The following is a 17,320-nucleotide window of genomic DNA, read 5'->3' as shown; positions in this document are numbered from 1 at the left end:
ATCAGGGCTTAAGAAGAGGATTTGCACCATTTCAGGACTGAAATGGTGCGTCCGAGTGGACTCGAACCACCGACCCCCACCATGTCAAGGTGGTGCTCTAACCAACTGAGCTACGGACGCAGAATGGTGCGTTCAATTGGACTCGAACCAACGACCCCCACCATGTCAAGGTGGTGCTCTAACCAACTGAGCTATGAACGCAACGTGTTGTCGGTGACAACGGGGACGAATATTAGCGGCACAGCATCGTTGAGGCAAGAGGGAAAATGCATTTTTCTCTCTGATTTCACGCGATTGCTTTATTACCGCGCAAAGTGAAGAGAAAGTAGCCGCCAGCTGGCGGCTACTGCGTATTTAACGTGCAGCGCGTTGCAATATTACCGAGGATGACTGGCGTTGCAGGAAGCGCATGCGCAGCATCATCATAATTGCCGCAGAGGTTAAGCCGATGATAAAGCCCATCCAGAATCCTGCCGGCCCCATGCGGACAACCACCAGGTCGGTAAGCGCCAGGATATAACCACACGGCAGACCCAGCACCCAGTAAGCGATGAAGGTGATAAAGAAGATCGAACGCGTATCTTTATACCCACGCAGTACGCCGCTGCCAATCACCTGTATGGAGTCGGAGATCTGGTACACCGCGGCAAGCAACATCAGATGGGAGGCCAGGGCCACCACTTCCGGGTTGTCGTTGTAAAGCAGGGCAATTTGCTCACGCAGCGTGATGGTAAACAGTGCCGTACAGATGGCCATACAGACACCGACGCCAAGCCCTGTGCGGGCCGCCGTTTGCGCATCCAGCGTCGAACCTTGCCCCAGACGAAAGCCCACGCGAATGGTCACCGCTGCGGCCAGCGACATCGGCAATACGAACATCAGGGAACTGAAGTTCAGCGCAATCTGGTGACCGGCTACGTTCACAATGCCGAGCGGAGAAACCAGCAGGGCGACCACGGCAAACAGCGTCACTTCAAAGAACAGCGCCAGCGCAATCGGCAGGCCTAACTGCACCAGACGCGTCATGATGTTCCAGTCCGGCGTGCTGAACGAACCTTCATTGCGGATATCGCGCATTGAACGGGCACGTTTCACATAGGAGATCATACTGAAGAACATCACCCAATAGACGGCAGCCGTCGCCACGCCGCAGCCGACGCCGCCGAGCTCCGGCATACCGAAGTGACCATAGATGAAGATGTAGTTCACCGGAATATTCACCAGCAAGCCGATAAAGCCCATCACCATTCCGGGCTTGGTTTTCGCCAGGCCTTCACACTGGTTACGCGCGACCTGGAAGAACAGATAGCCTGGCGCACCCCACAGCAGGGCCCGCAGATAGCCGACGGCTTTGTCAGCCAGTGCCGGGTCAATATTATGCATGGCGCGGATGATATGACCGGCATTCCACAGCACAACCATTATCAGCACGGAGACAAATCCTGCCAGCCAGAACCCCTGTCGAACCTGATGGGCAATACGTTCACGTCGCCCTGAGCCATTTAGCTGAGCGATAACCGGGGTGAGGGCGAGCAGCAGGCCGTGGCCAAACAGGATGGCCGGAAGCCAGATCGAGGTGCCTATTGCCACGGCGGCCATATCGGTGGCGCTGTAGCCACCCGCCATTACCGTATCCACAAATCCCATTGCGGTCTGGGCTACTTGCGCGATGATCACTGGTATAGCCAGTGCCAATAACTGGCGCGCTTCATTCATGTACTTCTGCACGTGAACACCTTTATATTCTAGTTATTTGAGAGACTAAAAAGGCCGCCGTAACTGGCAGCAAGAAGAAAATGCAGGGGGGTGCCAGCTATTGTAGCGGGGTTTAGCTATTTATCTAGTGAAAAAATCGCCACAAAATGCGCTCCGCTGGCAACCTGTTTTTCCAACTGTTATTGTGGTGGGATTAAACGGTGTCACCACCGTCCGGAAAAAACAGGAGTTGTAAGCATGTTTACTGGTATTGTGCAGGGCACCGCCAAAGTGGTGTCCATTGATGAAAAACCTAATTTCCGAACTCATGTGGTTGAGCTTCCGGAATATATGCTTGATGGCATTGAAACTGGCGCCTCGATTGCACATAACGGCTGTTGCCTGACGGTAACCGAAATTAACGGTAACCAGATTAGCTTTGATTTAATGAAAGAGACGCTGCGCATCACCAACCTGGGCGAGCTGGTGGTGGGGGATACCGTAAACGTAGAGCGTGCGGCCAGGTTTAGCGATGAGATTGGCGGCCATCTGATGTCAGGCCATATTATGACCACCGCGGAAGTGGCGAAGATTGTCACCTCGGAAAATAACCGTCAAATCTGGTTTAAAGTGCAGGATCCTTCATTAATGAAATACATCCTGTATAAAGGATTTATTGGTATTGATGGGATTAGCCTGACGGTTGGGGAAGTGACGCCGACCCGTTTCTGCGTGCATTTAATTCCTGAAACTCTCCAGCGTACAACCCTGGGGGCGAAAAAACTGGGGCATCGGGTTAATATCGAAATCGATCCGCAGACTCAGGCGGTTGTGGATACCGTTGAGCGGCTGTTGGCGGCAAAAGAAGCCGCAATAATAAAGACCGCAGAAGAAGAATAAAATGAACCCCGGATATCCGGGGTTTTTTTTAGCGTGCGACCCGCAAACCGTGTTCTATCCCTCGGCTGAAAACAACCTGCCAAAGTTGAATATCACGCGCGCGAAAGGCGCCTGCGCAGGCATTGAGATAATAGCTGAACATCCGTTTAAACCGTTCAGAATAGTTGTCCGCAATTTCTGGCCAGGCTTCCTGGAAACGTGAATGCCATGCCATCAACGTGGTGTCATAATCCGCGCCAAAGTTATGCCAGTCTTCCATAATGAAATGAGGTTCACTGGCGTTAGCAATCTGGCGAACGGACGGCAAACAGCCATTCGGAAAGATGTATTTGTTGATCCACGGATCGACGTTATTGTCGGTGCGCTTAGAACCAATGGTGTGCAGCAGGAAGATGCCGTCAGGTTTCAAGTTACGGTCCACCACGCTGAAGTAGGTGTCATAGTTTTTCGGCCCCACGTGTTCGAACATGCCGACGGAGACTATGCGATCAAACTGCTCGTTCAGGTCGCGATAATCCTGAAGGCGAATATCCACATCAAGGCCCTGGCAGCGCTCCCGTGCCATTTTTTGCTGTTCAGCTGAAATGGTCACACCGACCACGCTGGCACCATAATGCTTCGCCATAAAATAGGCCAGACCACCCCATCCACAACCGATATCCAGCACACGCATGCCCGGCTGTAGCTGCAGTTTTTCACAAATCAGACGCAGCTTAGCCTGCTGTGCTTCTTCAAGGGTTGAGGCCTCTTTCCAGTAGGCGCAGGAATATTGCATGAAAGGATCGAGCATGCGGCTGAACAGGTCATTACCGAGGTCGTAATGCTCCTTGCCGACGATCCACGCCCGTTTTTTGCTTTGCAGATTAAACAGCCGGGCGGAGGCGACACGTAACGTATCTTTCAGATTGCGGGGGAGCTGGTTTTCCAGACCGGCGCGTAACACGCTGGAGAAAAACATATCCAGCCGTTCACACTCCCACCAGCCGTCCATATAACTTTCCCCCAGGCCTAACGATCCCTCCCGCAATACGCGTTTAAAAAAGTCGGGATGCTTAACCTGTGGATCGGATGGCGAAGATCCATTAATAGTGATGCCTGCACGACCTAACAGTTCACTGACGATCCGGGACCAGTTATCGTCCGGAACGCTGACTTCTTCTATACACGATGAACTCATAGCTTCTCCATCACCTTACTGTGATCAGAACCTTCAAACAGCGTAGACGCTTTTTATGGTTTGTGAGAAATCTCACGGTATTTCCCCGTGAGGCTAGTATCCGACGTAGAACAGAGGAAGGGAGATAACCCTTGCCGAAATGCCTTCCATGGTAAAACGGGAGCGCTCCGGCTCCCGTTAACACTTAATATTTATCGTATTTAATCGAACCAAATTTAGTATAGGCCTCAAAATTTGGTGATTCAATAGAAAATTCTTAGCAACCTAATCACTGATATTTAACATAATTTCTGGCGCGATTATGCATGCGAGGTTTTCACCTCTGCGCGGTCATCCTGCTCACGTTGTGCCGCAGACTGCATACGGTATCCCAGAAGGGCCAGCGCAACCGTAACCAGCATGACGCTGGTGGTGGTCAGGAGCGGCGTGGCAATCAGCGCAGAGACCACCAGGCTTGCCAGGAAGCACAGACCCAGCTGCAGGGTATTCTGAAGCGCGGCCGCACGACCTGTTGCCTGTGGGAACGGACGTAACGCCTGGGCTACCACGATAGGGTAAATCGCACCGTTCGCCACGGCCATCACGCAGAATGGAATCAGAATTTCTGCCAGACCTGCGCCCGGGATAAAGCCCACAGCCCAGGTGGCGATCACGCTCAGCGCGTAGAGCACCAGCAGCCAGGGCAGCATCTGCTGACCTTCCCATTTTTGCAGCGCCGCGCGACAGCCATAGCCCCCGACCAGAAACGCGATGGTCTGCGGGACATAGCTCAGACCAATGGCGGCCGGGCTGTAACCCATATCGTGAAGAATGAACGGTGAACCGGTCAGCCACGCGAAGAAACTCGCCGAGCAGGCGGCATAAATCAGGACATTACCGCGGTACGCTTTGGTGCTCAGCAGAGAGGTGAAGGTCACCGGTGTCGTGTCGGCAGGCGTCTCTTTCTTATGTGCCGCTTTGAGTGTGAATGCCGGGATCATCAGGACCAGCGTGATGGCAAACAGCGTAGCGAAAATGGCCTGCCAGTCGAAATGTGCCAGGATCCAGCTCCCGAGCAGCGGGGCGAGGGCAGGTGAAAGCCCTACCAGCGGCATAATGGTGGCGAAAATGCGGTTTGTCCGGTTGGCCGGATAGTAGTCGGTTACCAGCGCCTGCCAGGTCACCGCAGCAGCACAGACGCCAACGGCCTGCACGAAGCGCAGCACCAGCAGCCAGGTTGCATCGCGTACCCATAACATACCCAGACAGCCGACGGCAAAGATAGCCAGCCCCAGCAACAGCACCGGTTTACGACCAAAGCGGTCAGAGAGAGGCCCCCAGAGCAGCTGCGCGAAGGCAAAGCCCGCGAGGAATAAGCTCAGGCTGGCGCTGATGGCTGCCGCCGGGGTCTGTAAATCTTCCTGCATTGCGGCGAAGGCGGGCAGGTACATATCAGTGGCTAAAAAGCCCAGCACGCTTAAACCACCGAGCCAGACTAAAAATCCTTTCCTGGGTTGCATTGTTTTTTTCTCCTGAGGGAGGCAGGTCTATGTTTGCGCAGAGTGTAGGGAGTGCAAAGCAGCTTGTGAAACGCTAATATTTGGCGAGTGCATTCAAAATTTTTGCAGGCAGAAAATGTGGTCAGATTATTCTCTTGAAGTGGTCGATGCTGTTGCGCGCAACGGCAGCTTTAGCGGTGCAGCGCAGGAGTTGCACCGCGTCCCCTCGGCAATCAGCTATACGGTGCGTCAGCTTGAGGAGTGGCTGGCCGTTCCGCTGTTTGAACGGCGTCACCGTGATGTGGAATTAACGCCCGCCGGGGCATGGTTTTTGAAAGAAGGGCGTTCTGTTATCAAAAAAATGCAGATCACCCGCGAACAGTGTCAGCAGATCGCTAACGGCTGGCGAGGACATCTTTCCATTGCCGTGGATAACATCGTAAAACCAGAACGTACCCGGCAGATGATTGTCGATTTCTATCGCCATTTCTCGGATGTCGAATTGCGGGTATCCCAGGAAGTGTTTAACGGCGTCTGGGATGCGCTGGCAGATGGCAGGGCAGAGATGGCGATCGGTGCCACGCAGGCGATCCCGGTTGGGGGACGCTTTGCCTTTCGCGACATGGGCATGCTCAACTGGAAATGTGTGGTGGCAAGCGATCATCCGCTGGCTGACCTGGACGGGCCGCTCAGCGACGAAACGCTCCGTAACTGGCCCTCGCTGGTGCTGGAAGATACCTCGCGTTCGTTGCCCAAACGCATTACCTGGCTGCTGGATAACCAGCGACGGGTGGTTGCGCCGGACTGGGAATCCTCAGCAACATGCCTCAGCGCCGGGCTGTGCGTTGCCATGGTCCCTGGCCATTTTGCACGGCCCCGAATCGACACCGGTGAATGGGTTGAACTGACGCTGGAAAATCCTTTTCCGGATGCGGCCTGTTGTCTCACCTGGCAACAAAATGATGTGTCGCCCGCAATGGCCTGGCTTCTGGATTACCTGGGAGACAGTGAGACGCTTAACCGGGAATGGCTACGGGAGCCAGTATAACTGGCCCCGTAAAAGATTAACGACGATAGTCGCGGAACGGACCATCCGCAACGGAACGGCGTTCGATAAGACGCGGGTGAACTTCAATGGACTGAGACTCTTCACGCTTGTTGACGATCCTGTCCATCAGCATATTGAAGGCCGTTTCACCCAGCGAGTCTTTTGGCTGGTGGATGGTGGTCAGCGCCGGGGTAAAGAAGCGCGCGTTGCGTACGTTGTCATACCCGATCACGGAAATGTCCTGCGGCACGCGCAGACCCAGTTCATCGGCGGCACAGAGAGCACCCATCGCCATAATGTCACCGCCACAGAAAACGGCTGTCGGGCGATGCGACTGGGAGACAATCTGCTGCATCGCGCGGTAACCGGATTCCGGTTCAAAGTCACCCTGCACGATCCAGTTTTCCGGCACGGTAATCAGCGCCTCTTCCATTGCTTTCATAAACCCGGCCAGACGTCCGGCACCGGTGTTGCGCTCCAGTGGACCCGGGATCACACCAATCTCGCGGTGACCGCGTTCAATCAGATAACGGCCTGCCATATAGCCGCCTTCAAACGCGTTATCGATGACGGAGTCGGTGAAGTCTGCACGTGCTTCGCCCCAGTCCATGACCACCATAGGAATATGGCGGTACTCTTCCAGCATGGAAAGCACGGATTCCGGATACTCTGAACACATCACCAGCAGGCCATCCACACGCTTTTGCGCCATCATGGAGAGATAAGCGCGCTGTTTTTCAATGCTGTTCCACGCGTTGCCCAGAATCAGGGTATAGCCTTTCTGGAAGCAGTTTTTCTCGACTGCTTCAATGATCTCGGCAAAATAGGCCGCTTCACTGCTGGTTGCCAGCAAACCAATGGATTTGGTGTGATTAACTTTGAGGCTACGCGCCACCGCACTCGGTGAATAGTGTAATTCTTTGATTGCCGCCCAGACGGCGTTGCGCGTCTCTTCCGCCACAAAGCGAGTTTTGTTAATTACATGTGATACGGTTGTAGTGGAAACGTTTGCGCGTTTTGCTACGTCTTTAATTGTTGCCATTAAATGTCACTCCAGACCATATCCTAAACTCCTGAAAAACTTGAAGGTAAACGTTTGCCTTCTCTCACCCTTATCACGCAATCTTGAATTGCGGCACGCCGGGAAAACGACACAGGACGTCAGGAGGGGGTCAATGGCCGGTACGCTAATAAATTTAGCGTGGAATTTTGTCCTATCTTGATGAAAAGGGGAAGAGCTAAAGTGGTTATCAGTTTAAATCCAGGAAGATTTTTGAACTAAACTGTGTAAAAATGAGCAGGCTCACTTTTCGTGGGGAGATTAAAAGGAGAAAAATTGATGAGCTACGATCTGAAGTTTTCGCTGGTGACCACCGTTATTGTACTGGCTCTGATTGTTGCGGCGGGTCTGACGGCTGCATTGCACTGATTTACACGGAGGGAGAGCTCTCTCCCTCTCAGTTTTCCTGATTGTTACGCCTGCGGCAAAAATCTTTTGCCAATTTGTTAACTTCTCATTTTTTGTGATTGATGTCATGCTTTCGGCTTCTTTGTTCTGTGTCACGACATGACACGGCATCCGGAGTTGACGCATGAAAATCAATTTTCCCCTGCTTGCCCTGGCGATTGGCGCTTTTGGGATTGGCACCACTGAATTCTCCCCGATGGGGTTACTGCCTGTTATCGCCCGGGGCGTGGATGTTTCTATCCCGGCGGCCGGGATGCTCATCAGCGCCTACGCCATTGGCGTGATGGTGGGGGCACCGCTCATGACGCTTCTGCTTTCACACCGCGCGCGCCGCAATGCGCTGATTTTCCTGATGGCGATATTTACGCTGGGCAACGTGCTCTCCGCGATTGCTCCGGATTACACCACCCTGATGTTGTCCCGCATTCTGACCAGTCTTAACCACGGCGCGTTCTTTGGGCTGGGATCGGTTGTGGCCGCAAGCGTGGTGCCAAAACACAAGCAGGCGAGTGCCGTGGCAACCATGTTTATGGGTCTGACGATTGCCAACATTGGCGGTGTACCTGCCGCAACCTGGCTGGGTGAGGCGATCGGCTGGCGCATGTCGTTCCTGGCGACGGCCGTGCTGGGTGTTATCGCCATGGTGGCGTTGTACTTCTCCTTGCCGAAAGGCAGCGCTGGTGAACGTCCTGACGTCCGCAAAGAGCTGTCGGTACTGATGCGCCCGCAGGTGCTCTCCGCGCTGTTGACCACCGTACTGGGGGCGGGCGCCATGTTTACCCTGTACACCTATATTTCACCGGTGTTGCACGATATCACCCACGCGACGCCTCTCTTTGTGACCGCGATGCTGGTGCTGATTGGTGTCGGGTTCTCTATTGGCAACTATCTCGGCGGGAAATTCGCCGATCGTTCCGTGAGCGGGACGCTGAAAGGCTTTTTAACGCTGCTGATTGTCATCATGATCGCCATTCCGTGGCTGGCGCGTAATGAAGTCGGGGCGGCGATGGCGATGGTTGTCTGGGGGGCTGCGACCTTTGCCGTGGTTCCGCCGCTGCAGATGCGCGTGATGCGCGTTGCTCATGAGGCGGCGGGTCTCTCGTCGTCGGTCAATATTGGCGCGTTTAACCTTGGCAATGCGCTCGGTGCCGCTGCCGGTGGTGCCGTCATTTCTGGTGGCCTGGGATACAGCTTTGTGCCGGTGATGGGGGCGATAATTGCCGCGCTCGGCCTGCTGTTAGTGATGATGTCTGGCCGTAAACAGCCGGAAGCAGCGTGCGCTGCTGAATAATTAAAAAACGCAGAAGGGCAAACCCTTCTGCGTGTCTCTTACGCGGCGAAGTTCTTCGCCACAAACGCCCAGTTAACCAGTGCCCAGAAGTGCTCCAGGTAGTTCGGGCGCGCGTTACGGTAATCAATGTAGTAAGCGTGTTCCCAGACGTCCACGGTCATCAGCGGCGTTGCGCTGGTGGTCAGTGGCGTACCCGCGTTCGAGGTGGAAACGATAGCCAGTTTGCCATCCGCGTCTTTCACCAGCCACGTCCAGCCAGAACCGAAGTTCTTGACTGCAGCATCCGTAAACTTCGCTTTAAAATCAGCAAAGCTGCCAAATGCCGCGTTAATCGCGCCAGCCAGTTCACCCGTAGGTTCGCCGCCTGCATTCGGTGCCAGACAGTGCCAGTAGAAGGTGTGATTCCACACCTGAGCGGCATTGTTAAAGACACCGCCCTCTGAACTGCGGACGATCTCTTCCAGCGTTTTGCCTTCAAAATCGGTGCCCTTGATCAGGTTGTTCAGATTGGTGACGTACGTCTGGTGATGTTTGCCGTAGTGATACTCCAGGGTTTCCGCTGAAATGTGCGGGGCCAGGGCGTCTTTTGCATATGGTAGTGCAGGTAATTCGAACGACATTGCTTCTCTCCTTATTGTTTTTTATGTTGCCAATAACCACACAGACAACAGGGACAGAATAGCAAATTGAAAGGGTATGCAAAAGAGGAACTTACCCTGCCACGGCTGTGGCAGGGCAGGGGTTAGCGAATGGTTTTTGGCGTCATCACGCGGCGTGCGCCGACATAGTGACGTACCCAGTAGTCTTCACTGAGAGAGGTTATCTGGATGTCCTGGCCGCTACGTGGGGACTGGATAAATTTCCCGTTGCCTACATATACGCCAACGTGGTCAGCCGTGCCGCGCCCCTGAGTGCGGAAGAAGACGAGATCGCCATTCTCCAGTTCACCGCGGTTGACCGGTGACGCGTCGCGCAGGTGATACATCTCATTGGCGGTACGTGGAATTCGGAACTTCACCAGATCTTTGTAGGCGTAATAGACGAGGCCGCTGCAGTCGAAACCGGTACGCGGTGAGCTGCCGCCCCAGCGATAGGGTTTGCCGATCTGCCCCATCAGTTTATTCAACGCCGTTTTTTGCGCTTTCTGCACGCGAACCTTATGCACTTCCGCTATTTTCGTGACCTTCGTGCATTTCGCTTTATGACCTTTGCGGGGGATGCATTTTTCCGTCACGAGATTAGCTGCAGTTTGCGAGGCTTTACTTTTGGTTGCGTGGGCAGTGCGGGAAGGTTTTGTTTTCGTCTTGCTGGAGGCGGTCTTTTTAGTCTGGGTGGTGGTCTTTTTCTTGTCGTTCTTGCTGGTGGTTTTTTTCTTACGGTCTGTGGTTTTGGCCAGATGCGTTTTTTGTACAGCAGAGTGCCGCGCCTGTTGAGAGGCGTTCGCCACTGGCGTGAAAGTGAGTGTTGTAAACAGTAAAGCACAGAGCGTGATCGAGATTTTATTTATCCGCGCCACTGGGCAGTCCCCTGATAAATGCAGGTCATCAATAATACCCGCGAATGATTTACAAAGCCCGTCGATTCTAATCTATAAAAACCCGATAAGTTAATAGCATTTTTCAATCTACAATCCTGTTTCGTTAGCAAGTGCAAAAAAATTCATCAATCTGTCGCACTATTGTTCACTCCCTAAACAAAACCCTGAGTGCCGCAGGGTTAAACACCATTTGCAATGCAACTTTTCATCACTCGCGGTAAAATAAGAAAGACGTGACAAAAATGTTATTTTCCGATGGCAGTCTGAACCGCTACAATGACAGACGAATGCCGTAACAGAAGTTAAAGGAAGCAAGACATGAGCACCACTATTGAAAAAATCCAGCGCCAGATCGCTGAAAACCCGATTCTGCTGTATATGAAAGGTTCTCCGAAGCTGCCAAGCTGTGGCTTCTCCGCGCAAGCGGTTCAGGCGCTGTCTGCCTGTGGTGAGCGTTTTGCTTACGTTGATATCCTGCAGAACCCGGACATCCGCGCTGAGCTGCCTAAATACGCTAACTGGCCGACGTTCCCACAGCTGTGGGTAGACGGTGAGCTGGTCGGCGGTTGCGATATCCTGATCGAAATGTATCAGCGCGGTGAACTGCAGCAGCTGATCAAAGAAACGGCTGCGAAGTACAAAACGGAAGAGCCAGACGCGGAGTAAGTTATCTGTGAAGACAAAAAAGCGACCTCATGAGGTCGCTTTTTTTTTATTCTTCACTGTCACCCATTGGCAGCGGCCAGCCGCCCAGACGCTTCCAGCGGTTCACAATTTCGCAAAACAGCTCCGCCGTCCGCTCGGTGTCATAAAGCGCGGAATGCGCCTGCGTGCCGTCAAACTCAATGCCTGCCGTAATACATGCCTTTGATAATACCGTTTGTCCCAACGCCAGACCGCTCAGTGCCGCGGTATCGAAGGTCACAAACGGGTGGAAAGGGTTACGCTTGAGCGACGCGCGCTCGGCTGCGGCCATCGTAAAGGTGTGATCGAACGTGGCGTTATGCGCCACCATAATGGCGCGGCTGCAGTTGCTCTCTTTCATACCTTTACGCACCATTTTAAAAATGGCGTGCAGCGCGTCATATTCACTTACCGCACCACGCAGCGGGTTATGCGGATCGATGCCGTTAAAGGCCAGCGCTTCGGGCTGTAAGTTGGCCCCTTCAAACGGTTCAACGTGGAAATGCAGCGTGGTGTCCGGTGTAAGCCATCCCTGTTCATCCATCTTCAGCGTGATGGCGGCAATTTCAAGCAGCGCATCGGTTTTAGCGTTAAATCCGGCTGTTTCAACATCGATCACAACAGGATAAAAACCACGAAAACGGTCGCACAGACCGCTAAATTGAGCGTTATCGGACATCAGGGTCTCTTACATGGGGAAAAAAGCAGTGCGCATTATGGCAAATTTTGGATGGGGATGCAGTAAAAGTACGGGCGCATGTTGCGCCCTGCGGGATCAGTTGCCCAGACCGCGACCAGCGTCTTTGGCTTCAATCAGCTCGATTTTGTAGCCGTCCGGATCTTCAACAAACGCGATCACCGTGGTGCCGCCTTTGACCGGGCCAGCTTCACGCGTCACGTTACCGCCGTTGCTGCGAATACGTTCACAGGCTTCGGCTGCGTTGTCCACTTCCAGCGCGATATGACCATAAGCGGTGCCCAGCTCATAGCTGTCCACGCCCCAGTTGTAGGTCAGTTCGATGACCGCTTCGTCCGTTTCCGGGCCGTAACCCACAAACGCCAGCGAGTATTTATATTCCGGGTTTTCGCTGGTGCGCAGCAGTTTCATACCCAGTACGTTAGTGTAGAAATCGACAGAACGTTGCAGATCGCCAACGCGCAGCATGGTGTGAAGTAGGCGCATAATTTCCTCATTAACCAATGGAATAGAATATCTATTTGAACAGAAACGATGTTTTAGTATAGCGGCGAAAGGTCGCCGCTATCAATGAGCAATGAAGAGATTACAGGGTAGGGTAGTCGGTATAACCTTCAGCGCCGCCGCCGTAGAAGCTTTCCGGACGCTGAGGGTTCAGCGCGGCTTTCTGCTGCAGACGGGCGACCAGATCAGGGTTAGCGATAAAATCGCGACCAAATGCAACGGCGTCGATCAAACCTTTGCTAATCAGATCTTCAGCTTTCTCAGGGGTATATGCCCCTGCACCGATGATCACACCGTGGAAGCGTTCGCGTACTTTCTGACGGAAGGCTTCAGTGTAAGGCTGACCACCGGCCCAGTCTGGCTCGGACATATGCAGATACGCGATACCCCGTTTTGCCAGCTCTTCAATCAGATAAAGGGCATCCGCTTCTTCGTCCGGGCCGTTATCAACGTTCTGGAAAGAACCAATCGGGGACACGCGGATACCAATGCGGTCCGGGCTCCACTCCTGACATACGGCATCCACCACTTCCAGCACCAGGCGCGCACGGTTTTCAACGCTGCCGCCGTACTGGTCGGTACGATGGTTAGAGGACGGTGACAGGAACTGGTGCAGCAGATAGCCATGCGCGGAGTGCAGTTCAACCAGGTCGAAACCGGCTTCACGCGCATTCGCCACGGCCTGGCGGAAATCGTTAACAATCCCCGGGATCTCGTCCAGTTCAAGAGCGCGCGGCATAGACGTATCAACGCGGATCGCATTGCCGTTTTCATCACGCAGCGAGGTGCGGGTGTTCGCGCTCAGGGCAGAGGCGGAAACCGGTGCCTGACCGCCAGGCTGGATGCTGCTGTGAGAGATGCGACCGGTATGCCACAGCTGGACGGCAATACGACCCTCTTCAGCGTGAACGCCAGCCGTGATTTTTTTCCACGCGGCAATCTGTTCCGGGCTGTGCAGACCTGGTGCGCCAGCGTAACCCTTAGCCTGAGCAGAAATCTGGGTGGCCTCGGTGATGATCAGGCCAGAGCTTGCGCGCTGACGGTAATATTCACCCATCAACGGGGTAGGGATATCACCCGGCTCAATGCTGCGCAGACGGGTAAGCGGGGCCATAAACACACGGTTTGGCGCGGTAACGGCACCCACTTTCAAGGGGGTAAATAATTTTTCAGCGGACATAAAGGCTCCTGAGTAGACCAGTCGTCTAGTAATTACGTAAATAAAAACGCCTGCTATACGCGAGGCGTAGTAATGCTGCTTTTTACATGTGCCAGTGCGCTTTCAAGCGGCACCGCACTGCGTGAAATCTTGGCCTGCAGGTTCGCGCCTAACCAGAGGGCGTATAAAACCTGCGCCTGGGTTAAAGGTTCGCCAGGAAAAGTCAGCGTTTTTTCATCGCGGCCTTTCTCCAGCGCCTGTGCCATGAGGGCGATAACCCCGCGGGCCCCTTTATCCATTGCTGTGCGCATATCTTCTGAAAGATCGCACACTTCGGCAGAAAGTTTTACCGTCAGGCAACCGCTGATGATGCCCTGCTGACAGAACTGGTTCAGCGTTTCCTGATAGAAGTGCAGAACACGATCGCGATAATTACCTTCGCCCGTGGCAAAGTGCGCTGCCAGGCGCTGATGGTAGCTGGCATAGTGCCGCTCCAGCATTGCCACGCCAAACGCCTCTTTGGACCGGAAGTAGTGATAAAACGACCCCTTCGGTACCTCAGCGGTTTTTAATAACTCGCTCAACCCCATACCGGTGAACCCGCGATGCATGCAAAGTCGCTCGCCGGTCGCCAGTAAATGTTCTCGGGTATCGTGTTCTGTATTTCTGCTCATGGCCGCACTCTAATAGACCGTTCGGTCTATTGCAAGCGTGTTCAGTGGCGACATGCGTTCAGAATATCCAGCTGTTGTTGATAAACCTTTGATTTAATGTCCATCATACCCAATACGGTAGAGAACAAATTGTCCTGCGAAACCGCATTTTTTGCTGCATGGTCACGTAAACATTGCTCGTTGACGCCGAAATTTTTCGCATAGTCTGGTGATAACCAGAACATAAACGGAATGTGCGTTTGTTGCTCTGGTGCCAGCAGATACGGCGTGCCGTGCAGATAAATCCCGCTTTCGCCCAGCGACTCCCCGTGATCCGAAAGGTAAATCAGGGCGGTATTCATGCTCGCCTGACGCGCTTTCAGGGCATCGATGGTTTTACTGACCATGCTGTCGGTATACAGGATGGTGTTGTCATAGGTATTCATTAGCGCCTGGTGATCGCAATCCTGAATTTCATTGGTATCGCAGGTTGGCGTAAATTTGCGGAAATTATCCGGATAACGGCGATAGTATGCCGGGCCGTGGCTGCCCATCAGGTGGATGACCAGTACGGAGTCCTGCTTCAGGCCATCCAGAACATTGTCCAGACGGGTGAAGTTCACATCGTCAATGCAGGAGTTGTCTTTGCAGAACTGATCGAGTTTCCACTGGGTCATGTCGGTATGGGGAACGCGATCGCAGGCGCCTTTACAACCGCCATCATTGTCACGCCACAGCATATTGATCCCCGCATGGGCGAGCACGTCCAGCAACCCTTCCTGGTGATGGGCCAGATCGGCATCGTATTTACTGCGCGTCATACCGGAGAACATGCAGGGCACGGAAACGGCCGTTTCGGTGCCGCAGGAGGAGGCCTGCGGGAAGTTAATCACATCCTGCTTTTTCAGCTCGGGGTTTGTTTCACGCCCGTAGCCATTCAACGAGTAGTTCGCGGCACGTGACGCTTCGCCGATGACCAGCACCAGAACGGTTTTCTTTTGTTGGCCTGCAATCAGCGGCCCTTTATGGGCATCTTCACCGATCCGGACCAGTGTTTGATCGCCTGCAAACCAGCGCATTTTGCTGTATTTGACCATCGCGCTGACATAGTTTGCGGGGGTCACCATTTTGACGATGCTTTTGTTATTGCGAAACAGCGACGCGTAGTCTTTATAAAACAGGGCGGCGATGAGGATGATAACCAGCAGGGCGCCGAGCATTGCGGCAAAACGGGTCAGCAGGGCGTACCACCATTTCCCGGTGCGAATGCGGATCATGGCCAGCACCACGGACGGAACAAGACCGGCAACGACAATCCACAGGATCATCTGCGGCGTCACCAGGGCGGTGGCTTCCTGAGAGTTGGTTTCGAACACGTTAACAATCATGTTCTGATCGATAACCGCGCCGTAGGTATACATAAAGTAGGTCGCGGCGGCGCATCCGACGGTCAAGACAATCAGCAGCGGTTTACGAATAAACGGGATATTAAGCAGACTAAAAACTATGACCCAGCCGCAAAACAGCACCAGTGGAACGGACGCGGCAAAGAGGACGTCATGGATATGCGCGGGCGCGATAATAGCCCAGCTACGCTGAATAAACAGCGCGTTTAATACGGTAAAGAAAAGTGCACAGCCCAGAGTAAATTTTATGTCGTTACATTGTAACTTTTTGATTAGCCACATCGATCAGAAAACCTGCAATTTTAATGATGGGGCGAGTATAGAGAACGAAGATTAGTGAAACCTTAATGCCACAAAACTGTGGTAAAGCCCTTGCACGCGGGACGTTTAGCGTCTTCACTGTAGGTGATAGTCGTTATCGGGAGGTGAGTGTGGCAGAGCAACTGGAGTTTTTCCCCATCCAGAGCCCGTGCCGGGGTATTTGTCAGGTGGATGAACGCGGATATTGCCGTGGCTGCATGCGCACGCGCGATGAGCGTTTTAACTGGCAACACTTCAGCGACACGCAGAAACAGGAGGTGCTCCGTCTCTGTCGACAGCGACTTCTGCGCAAAATACGCGCAAACAAAGCCGGTGACACCGAAGAACCCCAGCAACCTTCACTGTTTTAACACGGTAATTGCGTATACTCATGACATCACGTCCTTGAGGAAAATGTTATGGTTCAGCGAATTACCCTTGCCCCCCAGGGGCCAGAATTCTCCCGCTTTGTGATGGGCTACTGGCGCCTGATGGACTGGAATATGTCCCCCCTCCAGCTGGCAAGCTTTATTGAAGAGCATCTCGACTTAGGGATCACCACGGTCGATCACGCTGATATTTACGGTGGCTATCAGTGTGAAGCCGCGTTCGGCGAGGCACTCAAGTTGGTTCCTGCGTTACGCGAACGCATGGAGATCGTCACCAAATGCGGGATTGCCACGACGGCAAAACCGGAACATGCTCTCGGCCATTACATTACCGACAGCGCGCACATCATTAAGAGCGCCGAACAGTCGCTGGTTAACCTGGCGACCGATCATATCGATCTGCTACTGATCCACCGCCCCGATCCGTTGATGGATGCCGATGAGGTGGCCGAAGCGTTTTTGAATCTGCATCAAAGTGGCAAAGTGCGTCATTTCGGCGTATCAAACTTTACCCCTGCACAGTTTGCGCTGCTGCAGTCTCGTCTGCCGTTTACCCTGGCCACCAACCAGGTTGAAATTTCTCCGGTTCATCAGCCGCTGCTGCTGGATGGCACGCTCGATCAGCTTCAGCAGTTGCGTATCCGTCCGATGGCGTGGTCGTGTCTGGGCGGCGGACGTCTGTTTAATGATGATGAATTCCAGCCGCTGCGGACTGAGCTTGAGACCATTGCCCGCGAACTGAATGCCGGAAGCATCGAACAGGTGGTGTACGCGTGGATCCTGCGTCTGCCGTCAAAACCACTGCCAATCATTGGCTCGGGCAAAATTGAACGCGTACGCGCCGCCATTGCCGCGGAAGAGTTGCAGATGACCCGTCAGCAGTGGTTCCGCATCCGCAAAGCGGCGCTGGGTTACGACGTCCCGTAACCGGTAA

Annotated in this window: 18 protein-coding genes and 2 tRNA genes; 7 read left to right on the top strand and 13 right to left on the bottom strand. The window is 53.7% G+C overall.

The features are described 5' to 3' along the window. Positions 1-43: 43 nt before the first annotated feature. From QLG09_RS20220 to mdtK, 3 genes are all read right to left on the bottom strand, one after another. Positions 44-120, bottom strand: a tRNA-Val gene (locus tag QLG09_RS20220). A 4-nt stretch (positions 121-124) separates the two neighbouring features. Beyond that, a tRNA-Val gene (locus QLG09_RS20215) sits at positions 125-201 on the bottom strand. 153 nt (positions 202-354) lie between these two features. Continuing rightward, positions 355-1,728 carry an MdtK family multidrug efflux MATE transporter gene (gene mdtK / locus QLG09_RS20210; protein ID WP_282489332.1) on the bottom strand — a complete coding sequence of 458 codons (1,374 nt, stop codon included), beginning with the start codon at positions 1,726-1,728 and terminating at the stop codon, positions 355-357. A gap of 225 nt (positions 1,729-1,953) precedes the next feature. Here mdtK and QLG09_RS20205 point away from each other — a divergent pair, with 225 nt between their 5' ends. Then, a complete protein-coding gene (locus QLG09_RS20205; RefSeq protein WP_020884345.1) occupies positions 1,954-2,595 on the top strand; it encodes a riboflavin synthase in 642 nt (213 codons plus the stop codon). Positions 2,596-2,623: 28 nt separating this feature from the next. Here the strand turns inward: QLG09_RS20205 and cfa are convergent, their stop codons facing one another. Further along, positions 2,624-3,772, bottom strand: a complete 1,149-nt coding sequence (gene cfa / locus QLG09_RS20200) for a cyclopropane fatty acyl phospholipid synthase (protein WP_014169766.1) — start codon at positions 3,770-3,772, stop codon at positions 2,624-2,626. Between the two features lie 299 nt (positions 3,773-4,071). Further along, on the bottom strand, positions 4,072-5,271 hold the full coding sequence (gene punC, locus QLG09_RS20195; protein WP_014169767.1) for a purine nucleoside transporter PunC: 1,200 nt from the start codon (positions 5,269-5,271) through the stop codon (positions 4,072-4,074). Between the two features lie 115 nt (positions 5,272-5,386). On the opposite strand from punC, the gene punR reads away from it, so the two are divergent. After that, on the top strand, positions 5,387-6,298 hold the full coding sequence (gene punR, locus QLG09_RS20190) for a DNA-binding transcriptional activator PunR (protein WP_014169768.1): 912 nt from the start codon (positions 5,387-5,389) through the stop codon (positions 6,296-6,298). Positions 6,299-6,314: 16 nt separating this feature from the next. Here punR and purR read toward each other — a convergent pair whose 3' ends face one another. Continuing rightward, complete coding sequence (gene purR / locus QLG09_RS20185) at positions 6,315-7,340, bottom strand: HTH-type transcriptional repressor PurR (RefSeq protein WP_014169769.1); 1,026 nt, start codon at positions 7,338-7,340, stop codon at positions 6,315-6,317. Between the two features lie 297 nt (positions 7,341-7,637). Between purR and QLG09_RS20180 the strand changes: the two genes are divergently transcribed. Continuing rightward, positions 7,638-7,727, top strand: a complete 90-nt coding sequence (locus tag QLG09_RS20180; RefSeq protein WP_032670423.1) for a YnhF family membrane protein — start codon at positions 7,638-7,640, stop codon at positions 7,725-7,727. 163 nt (positions 7,728-7,890) lie between these two features. Then, on the top strand, positions 7,891-9,057 hold the full coding sequence (locus tag QLG09_RS20175) for an MFS transporter (RefSeq protein WP_282489331.1): 1,167 nt from the start codon (positions 7,891-7,893) through the stop codon (positions 9,055-9,057). Positions 9,058-9,095: 38 nt separating this feature from the next. On the opposite strand, the gene sodB is transcribed toward QLG09_RS20175, so the two are convergent. After that, positions 9,096-9,677 carry a superoxide dismutase [Fe] gene (sodB, locus tag QLG09_RS20170; RefSeq protein ID WP_020884341.1) on the bottom strand — a complete coding sequence of 194 codons (582 nt, stop codon included), beginning with the start codon at positions 9,675-9,677 and terminating at the stop codon, positions 9,096-9,098. Positions 9,678-9,799: 122 nt separating this feature from the next. Further along, positions 9,800-10,573, bottom strand: a complete 774-nt coding sequence (locus tag QLG09_RS20165; protein ID WP_014169773.1) for a C40 family peptidase — start codon at positions 10,571-10,573, stop codon at positions 9,800-9,802. A 339-nt stretch (positions 10,574-10,912) separates the two neighbouring features. Here QLG09_RS20165 and grxD point away from each other — a divergent pair, with 339 nt between their 5' ends. After that, complete coding sequence (gene grxD / locus QLG09_RS20160; RefSeq protein WP_003832760.1) at positions 10,913-11,260, top strand: monothiol glutaredoxin 4; 348 nt, start codon at positions 10,913-10,915, stop codon at positions 11,258-11,260. Between the two features lie 46 nt (positions 11,261-11,306). Here the strand turns inward: grxD and rnt are convergent, their stop codons facing one another. From rnt to eptA, 5 genes are all read right to left on the bottom strand, one after another. Next, entirely contained in the window at positions 11,307-11,957 is a 651-nt protein-coding gene (rnt, locus tag QLG09_RS20155) for a ribonuclease T (protein ID WP_014169774.1), read from the bottom strand. 96 nt (positions 11,958-12,053) lie between these two features. Further along, positions 12,054-12,461: a lactoylglutathione lyase gene (gene gloA / locus QLG09_RS20150; RefSeq protein WP_020884340.1), complete on the bottom strand. Its 408-nt coding sequence runs from the start codon at positions 12,459-12,461 to the stop codon at positions 12,054-12,056. A gap of 100 nt (positions 12,462-12,561) precedes the next feature. Further along, the gene (locus tag QLG09_RS20145; RefSeq protein ID WP_020884339.1) at positions 12,562-13,659 is read right to left on the bottom strand and encodes an alkene reductase; all 1,098 of its coding nucleotides are present in this window, start codon (positions 13,657-13,659) and stop codon (positions 12,562-12,564) included. 53 nt (positions 13,660-13,712) lie between these two features. Next, complete coding sequence (locus QLG09_RS20140) at positions 13,713-14,312, bottom strand: TetR/AcrR family transcriptional regulator (RefSeq protein WP_014169778.1); 600 nt, start codon at positions 14,310-14,312, stop codon at positions 13,713-13,715. Positions 14,313-14,353: 41 nt separating this feature from the next. Next, positions 14,354-15,979 carry a phosphoethanolamine transferase EptA gene (eptA, locus tag QLG09_RS20135; protein WP_223398050.1) on the bottom strand — a complete coding sequence of 542 codons (1,626 nt, stop codon included), beginning with the start codon at positions 15,977-15,979 and terminating at the stop codon, positions 14,354-14,356. A gap of 149 nt (positions 15,980-16,128) precedes the next feature. Here eptA and QLG09_RS20130 point away from each other — a divergent pair, with 149 nt between their 5' ends. Together QLG09_RS20130 and QLG09_RS20125 are read left to right on the top strand one after the other, a co-directional pair. Next, positions 16,129-16,368: a DUF1289 domain-containing protein gene (locus QLG09_RS20130; RefSeq protein WP_020884337.1), complete on the top strand. Its 240-nt coding sequence runs from the start codon at positions 16,129-16,131 to the stop codon at positions 16,366-16,368. A gap of 48 nt (positions 16,369-16,416) precedes the next feature. Then, the gene (locus QLG09_RS20125; protein WP_014169781.1) at positions 16,417-17,313 is read left to right on the top strand and encodes an aldo/keto reductase family oxidoreductase; all 897 of its coding nucleotides are present in this window, start codon (positions 16,417-16,419) and stop codon (positions 17,311-17,313) included. The last annotated feature ends 7 nt before the right edge of the window (positions 17,314-17,320 follow it).

It is taken from the genome of Enterobacter sp. V89_11, assembly GCF_029967775.1.
GTDB lineage: Bacteria > Pseudomonadota > Gammaproteobacteria > Enterobacterales > Enterobacteriaceae > Enterobacter > Enterobacter ludwigii.
This window is presented reverse-complemented; position numbering and strand designations above follow the sequence as displayed.